13 protein-coding genes are annotated in these 15,190 nt (G+C 36.0%); 6 read left to right on the forward strand and 7 right to left on the reverse strand.

Translation table 11 applies throughout. The annotated features are described in order from the left end of the window. Nucleotides 1–5 precede the first annotated feature (5 nt). From BW951_RS15475 to BW951_RS15505, 7 genes are all read right to left on the reverse strand, one after another. Nucleotides 6–1,322 (reverse strand): hypothetical protein, encoded by a 1,317-nt coding sequence (locus BW951_RS15475; protein ID WP_076394502.1) that lies wholly within the window; start codon nucleotides 1,320–1,322, stop codon nucleotides 6–8. Between the two features lie 101 nt (nucleotides 1,323–1,423). Then, nucleotides 1,424–2,314: a 3-hydroxybutyryl-CoA dehydrogenase gene (locus tag BW951_RS15480; RefSeq protein ID WP_175608832.1), complete on the reverse strand. Its 891-nt coding sequence runs from the start codon at nucleotides 2,312–2,314 to the stop codon at nucleotides 1,424–1,426. A gap of 24 nt (nucleotides 2,315–2,338) precedes the next feature. Further along, on the reverse strand, nucleotides 2,339–2,752 hold the full coding sequence (locus BW951_RS15485) for a hypothetical protein (protein WP_076394506.1): 414 nt from the start codon (nucleotides 2,750–2,752) through the stop codon (nucleotides 2,339–2,341). A gap of 31 nt (nucleotides 2,753–2,783) precedes the next feature. Beyond that, nucleotides 2,784–3,659, reverse strand: a complete 876-nt coding sequence (gene bla-A / locus BW951_RS15490; protein WP_076394508.1) for a CGA/CIA family class A beta-lactamase — start codon at nucleotides 3,657–3,659, stop codon at nucleotides 2,784–2,786. A 271-nt stretch (nucleotides 3,660–3,930) separates the two neighbouring features. Continuing rightward, on the reverse strand, nucleotides 3,931–5,652 hold the full coding sequence (locus BW951_RS15495) for a cellulase family glycosylhydrolase (protein WP_076394510.1): 1,722 nt from the start codon (nucleotides 5,650–5,652) through the stop codon (nucleotides 3,931–3,933). 261 nt (nucleotides 5,653–5,913) lie between these two features. Beyond that, nucleotides 5,914–6,513: a hypothetical protein gene (locus BW951_RS15500; RefSeq protein ID WP_076394512.1), complete on the reverse strand. Its 600-nt coding sequence runs from the start codon at nucleotides 6,511–6,513 to the stop codon at nucleotides 5,914–5,916. Nucleotides 6,514–6,552: 39 nt separating this feature from the next. After that, nucleotides 6,553–7,515 (reverse strand): Gfo/Idh/MocA family protein, encoded by a 963-nt coding sequence (locus BW951_RS15505; RefSeq protein WP_076394514.1) that lies wholly within the window; start codon nucleotides 7,513–7,515, stop codon nucleotides 6,553–6,555. 157 nt (nucleotides 7,516–7,672) lie between these two features. On the opposite strand from BW951_RS15505, the gene BW951_RS15510 reads away from it, so the two are divergent. The 6 genes from BW951_RS15510 (at nucleotide 7,673) to BW951_RS15535 (ending at nucleotide 15,016) form a co-directional block, all read left to right on the forward strand. Further along, nucleotides 7,673–8,326, forward strand: a complete 654-nt coding sequence (locus BW951_RS15510) for a protein-L-isoaspartate(D-aspartate) O-methyltransferase (protein ID WP_076394516.1) — start codon at nucleotides 7,673–7,675, stop codon at nucleotides 8,324–8,326. 168 nt (nucleotides 8,327–8,494) lie between these two features. Beyond that, complete coding sequence (locus BW951_RS15515) at nucleotides 8,495–8,890, forward strand: DUF1801 domain-containing protein (protein ID WP_076394518.1); 396 nt, start codon at nucleotides 8,495–8,497, stop codon at nucleotides 8,888–8,890. A 65-nt stretch (nucleotides 8,891–8,955) separates the two neighbouring features. Beyond that, nucleotides 8,956–9,183 (forward strand): hypothetical protein, encoded by a 228-nt coding sequence (locus BW951_RS15520; protein WP_084196458.1) that lies wholly within the window; start codon nucleotides 8,956–8,958, stop codon nucleotides 9,181–9,183. 107 nt (nucleotides 9,184–9,290) lie between these two features. Then, a complete protein-coding gene (locus BW951_RS15525) occupies nucleotides 9,291–10,265 on the forward strand; it encodes a 2-hydroxyacid dehydrogenase (protein ID WP_076394520.1) in 975 nt (324 codons plus the stop codon). Nucleotides 10,266–10,317: 52 nt separating this feature from the next. Then, on the forward strand, nucleotides 10,318–10,611 hold the full coding sequence (locus BW951_RS15530; protein ID WP_076394522.1) for a hypothetical protein: 294 nt from the start codon (nucleotides 10,318–10,320) through the stop codon (nucleotides 10,609–10,611). A gap of 202 nt (nucleotides 10,612–10,813) precedes the next feature. Next, entirely contained in the window at nucleotides 10,814–15,016 is a 4,203-nt protein-coding gene (locus BW951_RS15535) for a T9SS type B sorting domain-containing protein (protein ID WP_084196459.1), read from the forward strand. Nucleotides 15,017–15,190 lie beyond the last annotated feature (174 nt).

Raw genomic sequence — 15,190 nt, forward strand, 5'->3', positions numbered from 1 at the left:
TAAAATTATTGGTATTTGTTCTTGTCAATCTTTATTTTTTGTAAAACTTTATACCTTGTTAACGTTGTTTTCTGAAGCGTATCTTTCGGTTTGAAAGTTAACGTAATATTCGGGTTGATGGTACTCATCAGTTCGGCAACCTGTATTTTGTCAAGATCTTCTGCTGTTTCAAGATAAAACTTCAGCGGAATCTTCTCCATTTTTTCAGATTGCAGAAACTGCTTCATTTCCTTTCTGTTTTCAAGATAATTGCCTTTGGAAAGCCATGTAAATAACATTCCGGAAAGCAGACTTAAAAAGCCTAAAGCGTATGTTTTAACTTCAAAAACCATGAATAATTTCCTGAAATAAACCAGCCAGACCGGAAGACTGAAAGGAGCCATTAATCTGTAATCGATCGCATTCACAGAATAAAAATACTGAATAAAATACGAGCAGATAATCCCGAAAACACTTACAAAAATATAAAATGCCTCCGTTTCTGAGAGTTTGTATTTAATAAACAAAAATACAATCAGAAGAATATTTAAAAAGCCGATTCCGTAGATCGCATAATTGATCATTCCGCCTCCCGGATCTGCAATGTGAATGAATGGGTTGAAAGTGGTACATAATCCCTGAAACAATTCAGCAAGAAGTTTAGAGGTAGGATGCAGACCGATTTCCAGAAATTGACTGACATAGTTTTCATTAAAGTAATCAATAAAAAGAAATTTATACAAAATCACAAAAATTCCTCCGATGAGTCCTGAAATGATAAATATTCCCGAATATTTTCTTTTCCAGAAAATCAATCCGAATAGTCCGGTTCCGCCCATAATGAAAAGAGAGCTGTATCTTATGTTATACAATGCAATAAGGCTTAACGAAAGATAAAAAACAGCTTTTCCTTTTTCTAGTTTTCCTTCAATAATTAATGTGGAAACATATAAAAATACCATAACAAACGGCAAAATCATAGGTTCGCTCATGGTATAGGAGAAAATGGAGAGGAAGCTGAATAAAGCACATAAAACAACCGACTCTCTAAAGAAAAACTTCTTTTTCCAGGTGAAATAAAGGATGAATAAAAATGCGGAAATTCCTACAACTTTACTTCCCCAGAATTCATCAAACCCGAAAAACGTAAAAAATTTTATCGCTAAAGGATATCCTAAAGGAGTCGTGGTATTGTCGATCGTCGGGAAAACGTGCGCAAATCTCATATAACGGATGGAATCCGGATTTACACGCCCTTTTTCATTAAGCAGAAAACGCAAAATGGTCATCACTAAAGTAATGATGACCATTGATATCTGAATATTTTTTTCTTTAAATTTCATGGATCGTGAAATTAGTAAATTTTGCAAAGCCAGTCAATCTTAATCAGAGTTAAAATTGAATTCCAAAAAACTCACAATTTACCGTTCACAATTCACTTTTTTTATTTTGAAAACATTTTCGCTACTTTTTCCGCTTTTTTGCTTTCGGAGTAATCATAGAAACCTTCTCCTGATTTTACGCCTAATTTTCCTGCCATTACCATGTTTACCAATAATGGATTCGGAGCATATTTAGGATTTTTGAAGCCGTCGTACATTACATTTAAGATCGCAAGACAAACATCAAGACCAATAAAATCGGCAAGCTGAAGCGGTCCCATCGGATGCGCCATTCCCAGTTTCATTACCGTATCGATTTCCTCAACACCCGCAACGCCGTTGTACAACGTCTCGATAGATTCGTTGATCATCGGCATTAAAATTCTGTTGGCAACAAATCCCGGATAATCGTTTACTTCTACAGGAACTTTTCCTAACGTTTTGCTCATTTCATAGATCGCGTCGAACGTTTCTTTGGAAGTAGAGTAGCCTTTAATGATTTCAACCAGTTTCATGATCGGAACCGGATTCATAAAGTGCATTCCGATTACTTTATCTGCTCTTTTTGTAGCCGCAGCAATTTTAGTGATCGAAATTGAGGAAGTATTGGTTGCAAGGATGCAGTTTTCAGGAGCAAACTCATCCATCTGTCCGAAAATCTTCAGTTTTAATTCCTGATTTTCCGTTGCTGCTTCCACAATAAGATCCGCTGAACCTACCGCATCCTGAAGTGCTGTAAATGTCGTAATGTTCCCTAAAGTTTCTGCTTTTTGTTCTTCGGTAAGGTTTCCCTTTGCAATTATTCTGTCGAGATTGGTGGTAATGGTTTTAAGACCTCTGTCTAAAGCTTCCTGAGAAACATCTACAAGATTTACTTTAAAACCGCTTTGTGCAAATGTGTGCGCAATACCATTTCCCATGGTTCCGGCTCCGATAACTACAATGTTTTTGATCATTTTTCCTTATTTAAGTTTTAATTATTTGCTGTTGATTAAAGTTAAATTTCGTGCGTTGGAAAGATCTGATTTTTTTACCGTCGTTGTTTCATCAAAACTCACATTACCGTCTCTGTTCGGTTTTTTCATCTGATTCTGAGTATTGATGGCAGCTTTCAGTCCTTCTACAAATCTGGTTTTCTGGGTTCTGGAGAATGTATCTGTTCCGATATAAATGTTAAATTCACCTTCTCTTCCCAAACCGCTTTGTTTGTACACTTCGAAATTTTTTATTTTGTTTTTTTTCTGAAACTGATTAATAAAATCCATCACGGGTTTAGCGGAAGGTGTACCGCAGCAAATGCTGTGATAGCCTACCTGCAGATAATTTTCGCTCTTCTGTGCAAAGAATGCTGCTGAACTGAATAACCCGATTAATAATACTATTTTTTTCATTTTTAATGGTTTTAAAATTAAGCTTAAATTTTTACTTATTAAAATAATCCCAGACTGTTTTTGAAATGTCTGAAATCATTCTGCAGTTCACTTCGGCTGTTTCCGTTGAGTTACTGACAAATACAGCTATTGCATAATGCTTGCCATTCGGTAAAGTGATGATCGCAATTTCATTTTCAGCACCCGTTAAACCCGCATTATTCTTGCCGGAAGATCCCGTTTTTCTTGCGATAGGCGTATCTTTCGGAAGCTGCTCAATTAATTTATTTGTTCCTGTGGAAGTGGAGAGCATTACTTTCATCAGATAATCGGTCGATTTTTTTGATAATAATTTTCCGTCATAAAACTTTTTCAGCACATCAACCGCGGAATTCATGGTGGTGTAATTTTCATACTGCGCATTCCAGTCTTTATGCATCGCTTCTTCATTGTATTTGATCTGAAAGTTTTTCACCCCTTTCGCATTCATAAATTTCTGAACAACCTGCGTTCCGCCCAATAATTTTAAAAGAATATCGCAGCCGTTATTGTCACTTTTGGCAACAGTGTATTCAATAATTTCGCTTAAAGGAACAATACCGCCATTTGGATATTTTTCGCGAAGAGGAGACCATGTGTTTTCATGTAAATTCGACTGATTAAGTGAAACTTTTTGATCTAAAGAAAGTTTTCCTTTCTCTACATAATCTAAAACAGCAGCAGCAATATGAAACTTGAAAACACTCTGCATCGGAAGTTTTTTATCAGCATTTTTATTGTACGTAAAGCCGTTTTCGAATCCCAGAACGGAAATTCCGACCGTTGCTTTCTTATTTTTAATAATGGAGTTGATTTGCGTTTCTAAAGAGGATTTCTGGGCAAAAACAAATGCCGAAATCAAAAGAAATAATAAGGTGATTTTTTTCATAATATTTGTTTAATCATATTTTTATTAACCGCAAAAGAAGCAAAAGAAATTCTGTAATGTTTAAATACTTTTTAGTTGATCAAAAGTTTGTAAAGGATAAAAATCTTTGATTTTTAAACTTATGTGTTCTTTTTTTTTTAAGTATTGAACTTAAAATAACTAAAGTGTTAATCATTTCCTTCTTTTGCGGTTAAAATAAAATTTAAAAAATAGTTTTAAAAATAAATCCCTCTTAGAAACTAAAAGGGATTTGCAATTTATGATTTTTTCTTTATCTCACTTCAAAATAATTCAGATTAACCCCATCATTTTCGAAATAAATTCTGATTTTATTTTCTCCTTTTTTAAGATGAATTCCTTTTGCAGAAGCCGTTTTCCAAATTTCATTTCCGCCTGTTGAAGCCAATGAAACGGTGGTTAATAGTTTTCCTGAAGCATCTTCAATCCTGATTTTTGCATCGTTTTCACTTGCATATTTTATGTCGAAAGTATACGTTTTATCTGCTTTTGAGTTGATGGTATACTGAAGCCATTCTCCGCTTTCCGTTTTTCCGACGTAATATTCATTGTCTTTTGTTCTGTAAATGTCAACACCGTCATTTCTCAGTTGATTTCCTGAATTCCATTCCGATCTTTTTGCAGGATCGCTCACCCAAAGATTAATGAAATCTTTATCCGAATAAGCAGAACCCATTCTTCCCAGGTCATAGTCGGTTGCAAAGATTTTTCCGGGAGCCTGAAGATTCTTGAAAGGTTTTGTGGAACCGTCTTTTGTCTGCCTGAACATCGCATCAATCACATCGTTTTTAACTTCCACATTGCTGAATTTATAGTTCTCGGCGATCTGCATCAAAGCTTTCTTGGCGAATTCTTTAGATGATTTTTCACCTCCGTTCTTCCAATAATCCAATAATTTCTGATATTCCGGAGTAATTTTTATGTTGGTAATTCCTGCGATATTGTCTATCTTTTTCATCGGCCAGAATGCGTAACCGATGTTATGTTTATCTAAAAGCTGAATAAGCTCTGTAAACCATACATTTGAATTTTCGCCTGTTTCGCCCAGCCAGATCGGGATTTTGTGTTTCTCTCTTAAATCCAGCGCAAATTTCAGCGTGGCGTCATCATTATTATTCCAGTATTTATGAAAACTGAAGACCATATTATCGTCCCAAAGCGGCGTTAAACCGTTATAATTATTTCCCCAACCGTTTCCTTCGATAATGATGATGTGTTTTTTATCAACAGTACGGATCGCCTCCGTGATTTCTTTCTGAAGCTTCCAAAGCGGAGCATTCGACATTTCATCCGTTCCGTTTATATTTTTTCCTGTAAAATTAATATTTGGTTCGTTAATTAAGTCATAACCGCCAATCCATGGAGAATCTTTATATCTTTCGGCTAATTTCTTCCATAATGCTATGGTTTTTTTCTGATTTTCTTCACTTTCCCAAAGAGAAGGTTTCGATTTGTCGTTATCAGAAATATTCACATCATTTCCCTGTCCGCCCGGTGCTGCGTGAAGGTCGAGAATCAGGTACATCTTATTGTCCGCGCACCATTTCAGAAGATCATCAGTCATTTTAAAACCATCTTCCAGCCATGTATTTTCTCCTTTTTTAGATTCTTTTTCAATCGGTAGAGTGTACAGATTATAATGCATTGGAAGTCTGATCGAATTAAATCCTGCTTTTTTCAGAAAATCAATGTCCTGTCTGGTAATTCCGTTTTTCAGATAAGCCTTGTAAAACTCATTCATTCCGTCTTCACCGATCAGTTCAGCAATTTTCTCCTTGATTTTGTATTGCGGACCTGCAAAGTCAGCCGTTTTCAGCATATATCCTTCCTGAAGCATCCAGCCTCCCAAGCCGAGACCTCGCAACTGAATGTTTTCACCTTTATCATTAATAATTTTTTCACCTTGTGTTTTTAAAAGTTGTGATGTCCCAAATTGAGACAATAAAAAAGCGGATAATAGGATGGCTCTTTTCATAGTGATTTTAATTATTGAATTGTTAAGGGATTGTTATAAAGAAATTATTGTTGAATAATGGCAAATATATTTAAAATATGTTGAAAAATATTAAAAACAGAAATTGAATTGAAAAAAATAATGATGATTACGAATATTGTATGGTGTAAATCCGGATCGGGATGAATGAGAAAATTAGTACTGTTTCGATGAAATGATAAGTTTGGTTAAAGCCAATTAGGCATAAAAAAAAACGGGTTTTTAGCCCGTTTTTAATAAGTTTTATTTAAAGTTTTGCCATTGAAAGTCTTCATCATTATTAGATATTTTTATTCTCTCAGCTTTTTCATTCTGAATTTTCCAATGAGCGGTGTATGTTCCTGCGCCATCAGAGAAAAAGCCAAAGAGTAGATAGTAATGTTTAAACTTTTTAATTTGAAATTGACTTTTATTTAATTCTCCACTAAAATTTGGATTAAACATTTGTGAAACATCTAATTTAATATATTTCCCATCAATAAAAATCGCAAGAGACTTTAATTCGTTTTTTGGTAATTCAGTTTTTGTTTCTGAGCCATACCAATCTTCATTATTAATTTCGCAGATGTATTTTACATTTTGAGATTCGTTTTCACAATATTCAATGTCATTTTCATTCGCTTTAAAATCTTTAATTCTCCAACGAAGAATTATAGTGCTTGTCAGATCAATTCTTCCAGTTCTGGAATTTTCAAATTCTTTTATTGTTTTTTCAAAAATTTTTATTCGTCTTTGGTAAATACTTTCTTGACTTTCAGGAATAAAATAATTATTTTTATAAATATAAAATCCGAAAAAAGCTAAGATTAAAAAGCTAAAAGTTAAGATTATTCCCTTTTTCATAAATGAAATAATTCTTTTATTTGTATAATACTTTGGAGATTAAGAAATCAACTTCATAATCTCCAACGCAACTTTCAGCGCTTCCGTTCCGTCCTCAATAGAAACTTCTACGTGTTTGTCTTCCGTAATGGAGTCTGCAAAAGAATTAAGCTCATCCAGAATGGCATTATTCGGCTGAATATTCGGATATTCAAATAAAATCTGATTTTTCTCGCCCTCTGCATTTTCAATAATCATGTCGAATGGAGTAGGGTTTTCGGGAGCGTCCTTCATGCGGATCACTTCCGCTTTTTTCTCAAGAAAATCAACGGAAATATAAGCGTCTTTCTGGAAAAAACGGCTCTTTCTCATTGCTTTCATCGAAATTCTGGAAGTCGTTAAATTCGCAACACATCCGTTTTCAAATTCAATTCTTGCATTCGCAATGTCGGGTGTTTTGCTTACCACACAAACGCCGCTCGCGTGAATGTTTTTAACTTTAGATTTAGCAATGCTTAATAAAATATCCAGATCATGAATCATCAGATCCAGAACCACAGAAACATCTGTTCCGCGCGGATTGAATTCTGCTAAGCGGTGAATCTCGATAAACATTGGATTCTTAATGTACTCTTTCGTTGCAATAAACGCAGGATTGTACCTTTCAACGTGTCCCACCTGAGCTTTGATGCCTTTTTCCTGGCATTTCTGAAGAATTTCTTCCGCCTGTTCAAGAGTTTGGGTTACAGGTTTTTCAATGAAAAAATGCAGACCTTTTTCAATTGCTTTTAGCGCATAATCGTAATGATAAATGGTGGGCGTTACAATATCCAGCATATCAATCTGCTCCAGCAATTCCTCAAAATTCTCAAAATATCTATACCCGAATTCCGCTTCCAGTTTTTTGCCGTTTTCTACGTCTTTGTCGTGGAAACCGATGAACTCGTATTTATCTGACTGATTTAAAAGTCGTAAATGTATTTTTCCTAAATGTCCGGCTCCTACCAAACCTGCTTTCAACATAGCTGTATTAAATTTCTGTAAATATAACAATTTGTTGTTGGTTGTACGTAGACCCCTATCAGAAAATTAAAAACTGCGTGCAACAGTTTTTAACCCCCGACAAAATTTCATATTTTTGTGCGAACTCATACCTGCAACCTAATAACTACTATCTGTAATGGCGCAAGATTCGTTTGTACATAAAGGAAAAAGAAAGATTTTAGTGGAATATCTCCGAAACAGAATCGGAATTTCGGATGAAAACGTACTTTCAGCGATGAATGAAGTTCCGAGACACCTTTTTATTGAAAGTATTTTCGAAGATTTTGCCTACGAAGACCGAGCTTTTCCTATTCTTGCACATCAGACGATTTCACATCCTTCAACTGTTGCCGAGCAGTCTGAACTTCTGCAGGTGAAAGAAGGAGAAAAAGTGTTGGAAATAGGAACCGGTTGTGGTTATCAGACCGCCGTTTTAATGGCAATGAAAGCCCATGTTTACACGGTTGAGCGACAAAAAGATCTTTTCGATTTTTCCAAAAAGAAACTTCGTGAAATGAATTTATATCCAAAATTTCAGAGTTTCGGGGATGGCTTTGCCGGACTTCCTACTTTTGCTCCGTTTGATAAAATTATCGTGACCTGTGGCGCTTCCGTTTTGCCAACCGAACTTCTGAAACAGCTTAAAGTCGGCGGAAAAATGGTCATTCCTCTCGGACCAACCGATGAGCAGGTTTTATACAGATTTACAAAAATCTCACAGACAGAGTTTGAAAAAGAGGAATTCGGGGCTTACAAATTTGTTCCGATGCTGGGAAATACCAATCAGTGATGTTTGTTTAATTGGGATGGATGAAGGGTAAGACCATTTTCAGAAATAAATTGAAGAATATCTTTTCGGGCAGTAAAAATTCATTCAATTTGATTTTAGTAAAACCTGCATCAACGCATAAAATAAAACAGAATAAATTTTTTAATTTTAAAGAGTTAAAAAATAAAAATGAATTCTGAAATCTCAAAATATAACAGTTCTCAAGCGGAATCCGATCGGGAAATCTGCGAAAGACTTTCTGAAATTATCTGTGAGAATCTTATTGATGCTGAATCTAAAATCTGGCATTCTCATCCTGTCTGGTTTTTAGACGGAAATCGGATTACAGGATACAGTAAACAAAAAAAAGGAATAAGACTGATGTTTTGGAGCGGCAAATCTTTCAATGAAGAATTTCTGAACGTCCATGGAGAAAAATTTCAGGATGCGTCTGTTTTTTATAATAGTGTCTCAGAAATTAATGAAGAAGATCTGAAAAGAGCTTTAAAAAAATCGGAAACCATTCAGTGGGATTATAAAAATATAGTGAAGAGAAAAGGTGAATTAATTTTAATTCAAAAATAACATTTCTTCAAAATTCGGAACGAAAATTGAATATTCATAATTGTCTAATTAACTAAAATCTTAATATGATGAATACCAAAAGATTTAAAATATTACAAGATTTCAGTAATATTCAGAACAGTTTTAAAATGAATTTCCGAAACAGAGCGGAAGATAATCATGATAAAAAAGAATCCGAAAATAATCTTCAGATAAAGGATTTCAAAGCTAAAAAGTCGGAACCGAAAAGAAAAGTAAGAAGATCTGCACTGGAAATCTGGGAAGAAATAGAAGAACTGGCATCCGAATCTTAGAAAAATAAATTTAAAGTATAATCATTTTAATATTAAAGTTGAAAAACCTTACTTGTGAAAAGTGAGGTTTTTTACTTGAAGAAATCATTTAACCATCACAAAAAAATATGAAAATATTCATCAACAAAAGAATTCCTGAAGCAGGTATCAAACTTCTTAAAGACGCAAATCTTGAAATATTCATTCCTGAACATGAAAATCTTTCACACGAAGAATGGCTGAGTTACTGCAAAAGCAATGATGCCATTTTAAGCGTGGGAGGAGAATTTAAATTCGATAAAGACTTTTTCAACGAATGCCCAAATATTAAGGCGATCGCTTTGTATTCCGTAGGTTTTGATCATGTGGATATTCAGGAAGCCGATGCAAGAAAAATTCCGGTCGGAAATACGCCCGATGTTTTAAGCAAAGCCACTTCAGATGTTGCATTTTTACTGATGCAGTCGGTTGCCCGAAGAGCAAGTTATAATTTTGAAAAAGTAAAATCCGGAAACTGGGGAGATTTTGATCCGCTGCACGCTTTAGGTCAGGAATTATACGGAAAAACGCTCGGTATTTTTGGTCTCGGAAGAATTGGATACGAAATGGCAAAAAAATCCAAAGCTGCTTTTGATATGGATATTATTTATCATAATCGTCACCGCAATGAAGAAGCAGAAAAGAATTTGGGAGCCCAGTATGTTTCTTTTGATGAGCTTATTGAACGAGCTGATGTTCTGAGCATTCATGCCAATTTCAAACCGGAGCAGAAAGAACTTTTTAATACTTCTGTTTTCGATAAAATGAAGAAAAATGCAATCTTCATCAATACCGCAAGAGGAGGCTTTCATCATCAGAAAGATCTTTACGATGCACTTTCAGGACACAAAATCTGGGGAGCAGGACTTGATGTTACTAATCCTGAACCTATTTTTAAAGACGATCCTATTTTAGAACTTTCTAACGTTTGTGTGCTTCCTCACATTGGCTCTGCAACGGAAGAAGCAAGAAACGGTATGGCGAAACTGGCGGCTGAAAATCTTATCGCATTTTCAAAAGGAGAAAAAATGCCTGCCTGTGTAAATCCGGAAATTTACGGTTAATATCTTGGAACTATTTTTGTTTAATGATAAGTAACACCAAAAAAATAGCATTATGATACCCGAAAACAGCGAACAGGAACAGGAAAGAAGACTGGAACAGCGAGAGTATAAATCCAGTGAAGATATTTTTAATCAGGAAGAGCATATTTCTTTAGACGGAAACGGAAAACCAATTTTTAATGAAAAAAATGATGATGACAAACTGGATAAAGGATTGGATATTCCCGGAGTGGAAGATGATGATGAAATGGAAGAAATCGGGAGTGAAGATGAAGAAAATAACTACTGGAGTCTAAGCGATAATGACGACGATCATGAAGAGGAAAATGACGATGTTTTAACGTAATATCAACTCAGTATCAAATAATTGTAAACCTTGCTGTTCAGGCAAGGTTTTTTTGTCTATATTTATACTGTAAATTATTATATTCTGAACTTATTTAAAAATTTGTTATGAATGTCATGTAAATAATTGTTTACAATTGATGATTGTGTCATAAAAAATGGTAAATTTATCAATAAATAGTGATTAAAAAGAAAACTTGATTATGATAAAACCTTTACAATTTATCCTTGTATGGATGAGTGTTTTCGGGCTTGCCCAAACTCCCGGAAATATCATCATCAAAGACGCAGTCGGCAACGAGAGCTTTAATGTTACCTGTACCAATGGTCTTAATGCAAACGGCTGTATTGATCTTCATGTGGAGTATCCTGTCATTAAGCAAACCACAAATTATGAAGTCGTTTCACAGGCTTTTACTCCTCCCGTTGCTTTGAATCAGGGAACTCCGCTTAATGCCAATTACGATGATGCTTTTCCTACCAAACTGGATCTGCCTTTTCAGTTCTGTTTTTACAATCAGAATTTCAATGCCTTGGTTGTCGGCTCGAACGGAATGGTCACTTTTGATCTGAGCCAGTTGGGAAACATCAACTATCCCAATATTCAGTGGCAGAATCCCAATGTCAGTCTTCCCAAAAATTCTATTTTCGGAGTGTACAACGACATGGTTTTTTCGGCAAATGATCCCTCCGAAATATATTATTCCACCATCGGAACGGCTCCTTACAGAAAATTCGTAATCAGTTTTTATGAAGGAAGAATTGCAGGATGTACAGAAAGAGCTTCCTCACAGATTGTTCTGCATGAAACTACAAATGTGATTGAGGTTTTCGTGGATAAAAAACCAACGCCGTGTCCGACAAGAAAATTTGAAAATGCTTTAATCGGGGTAATTAATGCAGACGGAACACTCGGTGTTTCTCCTCCCAACAGAAATACGGGCGTTTGGCAGGCTTTGCAGGAAGGATATAGATTTAATCCGCTTGGAAATGCCATTCAACCAGATGTAACGTGGACAAATTCCGCAGGACAGACGGTTGCTACAGGAATTCAGGCAACAATTTGCCCTACCCAGAATGAAGTGTATACGGCAACTGCGGTATTTAATACCTGCGGAACCAGTACCATAACTTTAACAGATGATTTTCCTTTAACATTTGATCCTACGTATCCGGCTGCTAAAAATTTCACTCAGGATTACTGCGGAAACAATCCCGTAAACCTTACTTTAAGCAGCTTTCAGGGAAATGTGACTACACAAAATCTGGCGAATTTTGTATTCAGCTTTCATACAAGTTTGCAGAATGCCCAAAATAACGTCAGTCCGCTGCCGAATAATTATACTTTAACAGCCAGTACGGTTTTATATGTAAGAATTCAGAATCCCAATGTTCCGGGCTGTTACCGGGTTGCTGTTTTAACGTTAAATTTACAGACGAAAAGCTTACTCAAAAATACAGTTGAGATTTGTGATACCAATAACGATGGAGTAGAAGCGAACTACAATTTATCGTTTCTGGATCCTGAACTTTTCGCACCCGGAACTACAGGAATTTCTTATTTTGCAACACAGGCAAATGCTCAGAACAACACCAGTTCAATCAGTACCATTAATGTAACGGCAGGAACAACGGTTTGGGTAAGATTGCAGGAAGGAAACTGTACCTATGTTTTAGGTCCGGTCACTTTCCAGTTCAAACCGGGAGTTAATCTCAATTCTCCGATTAACTATAACTACTCAACGTGTGATGTCAACAATGATGATGCAGAGCCTTTTGATTTTCCTTTAACTTTTGGACCGCTGATTTCATCACAACCGGGAGCTGTTTTTACCGCATACGCCACCTACAATGAGGCACTTACAGGTTCAGGAGGAGTTTTAAGTACTGTGCATGAAGGAACTTACACGATTTTTATCAGAGTTCAGATTCCGAACGGATGTATTGCGGTTGCTACCGTAAATCTGAATATTACGTTTAATAAAATTGTGGTGAATTCTAAGACAGAATACATCTGCTTTAACGGAACGGATGATATCAGTATCAATTTAAATACCCTTTCAAACGGAATGCTGGTTTCTCCGGCAACAGTTCCTGTGGTAGAGTTTTATTCAAATTATCCGGATGCAAGTTTCGGAATAAATCCTATAAGCCCGAATCAGATCATCACGACCAATGGAAATTTTGTTACGCAGACCTATTATATACGTTTCGAAATTTCAGATTCGTGTTATACCATAAGACCTATCACGATCAATTTGGTTCATCCGGTGATCGAACAGTCCAGTTTTACGGTTTGTGATTTTAATAATGATAATACAGAAAATGTACAATTATCACAATTTTCATCTGCGATGATCGGAAGCCAGAATGCTGCGGTAACTTTCTACCTTACTGCTGCAGATGCTGCAAGCGGAAACAATCCTGTGAATAACGTTACCTTCACCGGAACACAGCAGTTTTTTGTGAAAATCAACTCGTATAACTGTGAGCAGATTTATCCTTTCACCGTAGGATTAACTTCTACACCTGCCGTAAATCCTCAGGTAACAGTTAACCTGACCAATATTTGTGACAACAATAATGACAATACGGAAATTTATGATCTTACTCAGGCACAAAGCCAGATTACAACAAGTTCCAATGTGAATTTTACATATTATCTGAACTATGATCCGGTGACACACATTTTCACCAATGAAATTACAAACCCTACCCAGTTTGTGGTTACCGGAGGAACTGCAACAGTTTATGTAAAGGTTAAATTTAATAATAACGATTGTTTTTCAGCCGTTAAATTAACCATTCAGATGTCATTCTTACCTCCGGTAGTTCTGAATAATGCGGTATTAAACAAGTGTGATGAAGATTTTAACTTAAGTGAAACTTTCCAGTTGAGTGATGCTACTTCTCAGATGTTTATTCCGGCTCAGAACACCTATCCTTTATCGAATATCACCGTTACTTATTATAATACACAGGCGGAAGCCAATGCAGGAAACCCTGCCAACCAGATCGGAAATACCGTTACAACCAATATATCTACCGTTCAGGTCTGGGCAAGATTTCAGGTGAATACAACGGGATGCTATTCCGTAGCGTCAATTGAGCTGAATACGTATTTCCCTCCGAAAGCCATCAATTCTAACATTTCAGTTTGTGATGAAAATCTCGACGGAAGTTATGAAGTGAACCTTTTGAATTTTACCAATTTAATGGTTGATGCACCGAATCCTGCGAATACATTTACCTTCTATCTTACACTTCTGGATGCGCAGAACGGAACCAATCCTATTGCCAATCCTTCCAACTTTACAGCCAATCCTTTCCCTGCACAGATGTGGGTGAATGTGCAGAATATTCCGGGCTGTAATGATATTGCAACCATAACCTTTACTTACGGAAATAAAGTAACCCTGCTGAACAACGGACCTTTCCCTTTAGCAACCTGTGATATCGGAAATGACGGATCTGAAACGGTCAATTTAACACAGTTCCAGACACAGATTTACAATGGCGCAAACGTTATCTTTACATATTATGCTTCATTAGCAGATCTTAATGCGGGAACCAATGCTATTGCCAATCCGTCAGCGTATCTTTATAATCAGGTTTCTGGTTCCAGTACCATTTATGTAAAAGTAAGCGTTCCGGGATTTTGCTCGAATCTTGTACAGATTCAGCTTTCACTGAAGAAAACGCCTATTTTTGATATTCCGACATTGTATTTCTGTCCGGAAGGCTCACTGAGCAGTTATACTGTAAACATTACCAACTATACCATTGTAAGCTATCAGTGGACTAATCCTGCAGGGCAGACCATCTCTACCACCAATACAATTACAGGAATTAACACGGTAGGAACTTATTCATTAACCGTGACAGCAGATAACGGATGTTCTTACACCAAGACTTTCGAAATCAAACATTATGAGGTTCCTGTTATTACAAGCATTCAGTTTAGCGGTAATAATGTGATGATTTATGCTACAGGCTCGAAAACAATATTGTATTCTATAGACGGTATCAACTGGCAGGTAAGCAACAGCTTCAATAATTTACCGACAGGAATTACCACATTCTACGTGAGATTTGCCGACAGCGACTGTATCGTGAAAAAAGACGGTTTGGTATTGGATATCACCAATGCAATTACACCAAACGGTGACGGACTTAATGACCATTGGGTAATTAAAGATCTTCAGGTATTCGGAACAAAAATGTCTAACCTTAAAATTTTCGACCGTTATCAGATGCTGATTTTTGAACAGAATTCAAATACCCAGTTCTATTGGGACGGAATGATAAAAGGAAGAGTGCTTCCAACCGCAAGTTACTGGTATGTAATTACCATACCGGACGGCAGAACATTTACCGGATGGGTTGTGGTGAAAAATCATAATTAAATCTAAAAAATCTTTTCATACTAAGCCTCATTGAAATTTTCAGTGAGGTTTTTTATTTTTGAAAATCTTAAACCTTCGAAATTTCCATAATGGAAATTCCCCTCCAGAGGAGGGGAATTTTCATACTGTTTCAAATTTCCTCACATTAGTTGCAGGGATTTTCTAATTTGAATA

Source organism: Chryseobacterium gambrini (assembly GCF_900156825.1).
Taxonomy (GTDB): domain Bacteria; phylum Bacteroidota; class Bacteroidia; order Flavobacteriales; family Weeksellaceae; genus Chryseobacterium; species Chryseobacterium gambrini.

What these genes read in the sequence shown, in the direction of transcription:
- BW951_RS15475 (WP_076394502.1), bottom strand. Translation starts at nt 1,322, where the DNA reads ATGAAATTTAAAGAAAAAAATATTCAGATATCAATGGTCATCATTACT.
- BW951_RS15485 (WP_076394506.1), bottom strand. Translation starts at nt 2,752, where the DNA reads ATGAAAAAAATAGTATTATTAATCGGGTTATTCAGTTCAGCAGCATTC.
- bla-A (WP_076394508.1), bottom strand. Translation starts at nt 3,659, where the DNA reads ATGAAAAAAATCACCTTATTATTTCTTTTGATTTCGGCATTTGTTTTT.
- BW951_RS15495 (WP_076394510.1), bottom strand. Translation starts at nt 5,652, where the DNA reads ATGAAAAGAGCCATCCTATTATCCGCTTTTTTATTGTCTCAATTTGGG.
- BW951_RS15500 (WP_076394512.1), bottom strand. Translation starts at nt 6,513, where the DNA reads ATGAAAAAGGGAATAATCTTAACTTTTAGCTTTTTAATCTTAGCTTTT.
- BW951_RS15505 (WP_076394514.1), bottom strand. Translation starts at nt 7,515, where the DNA reads ATGTTGAAAGCAGGTTTGGTAGGAGCCGGACATTTAGGAAAAATACAT.
- BW951_RS15510 (WP_076394516.1), top strand. Translation starts at nt 7,673, where the DNA reads ATGGCGCAAGATTCGTTTGTACATAAAGGAAAAAGAAAGATTTTAGTG.
- BW951_RS15515 (WP_076394518.1), top strand. Translation starts at nt 8,495, where the DNA reads ATGAATTCTGAAATCTCAAAATATAACAGTTCTCAAGCGGAATCCGAT.
- BW951_RS15520 (WP_084196458.1), top strand. Translation starts at nt 8,956, where the DNA reads ATGATGAATACCAAAAGATTTAAAATATTACAAGATTTCAGTAATATT.
- BW951_RS15525 (WP_076394520.1), top strand. Translation starts at nt 9,291, where the DNA reads ATGAAAATATTCATCAACAAAAGAATTCCTGAAGCAGGTATCAAACTT.
- BW951_RS15530 (WP_076394522.1), top strand. Translation starts at nt 10,318, where the DNA reads ATGATACCCGAAAACAGCGAACAGGAACAGGAAAGAAGACTGGAACAG.
- BW951_RS15535 (WP_084196459.1), top strand. Translation starts at nt 10,814, where the DNA reads ATGATAAAACCTTTACAATTTATCCTTGTATGGATGAGTGTTTTCGGG.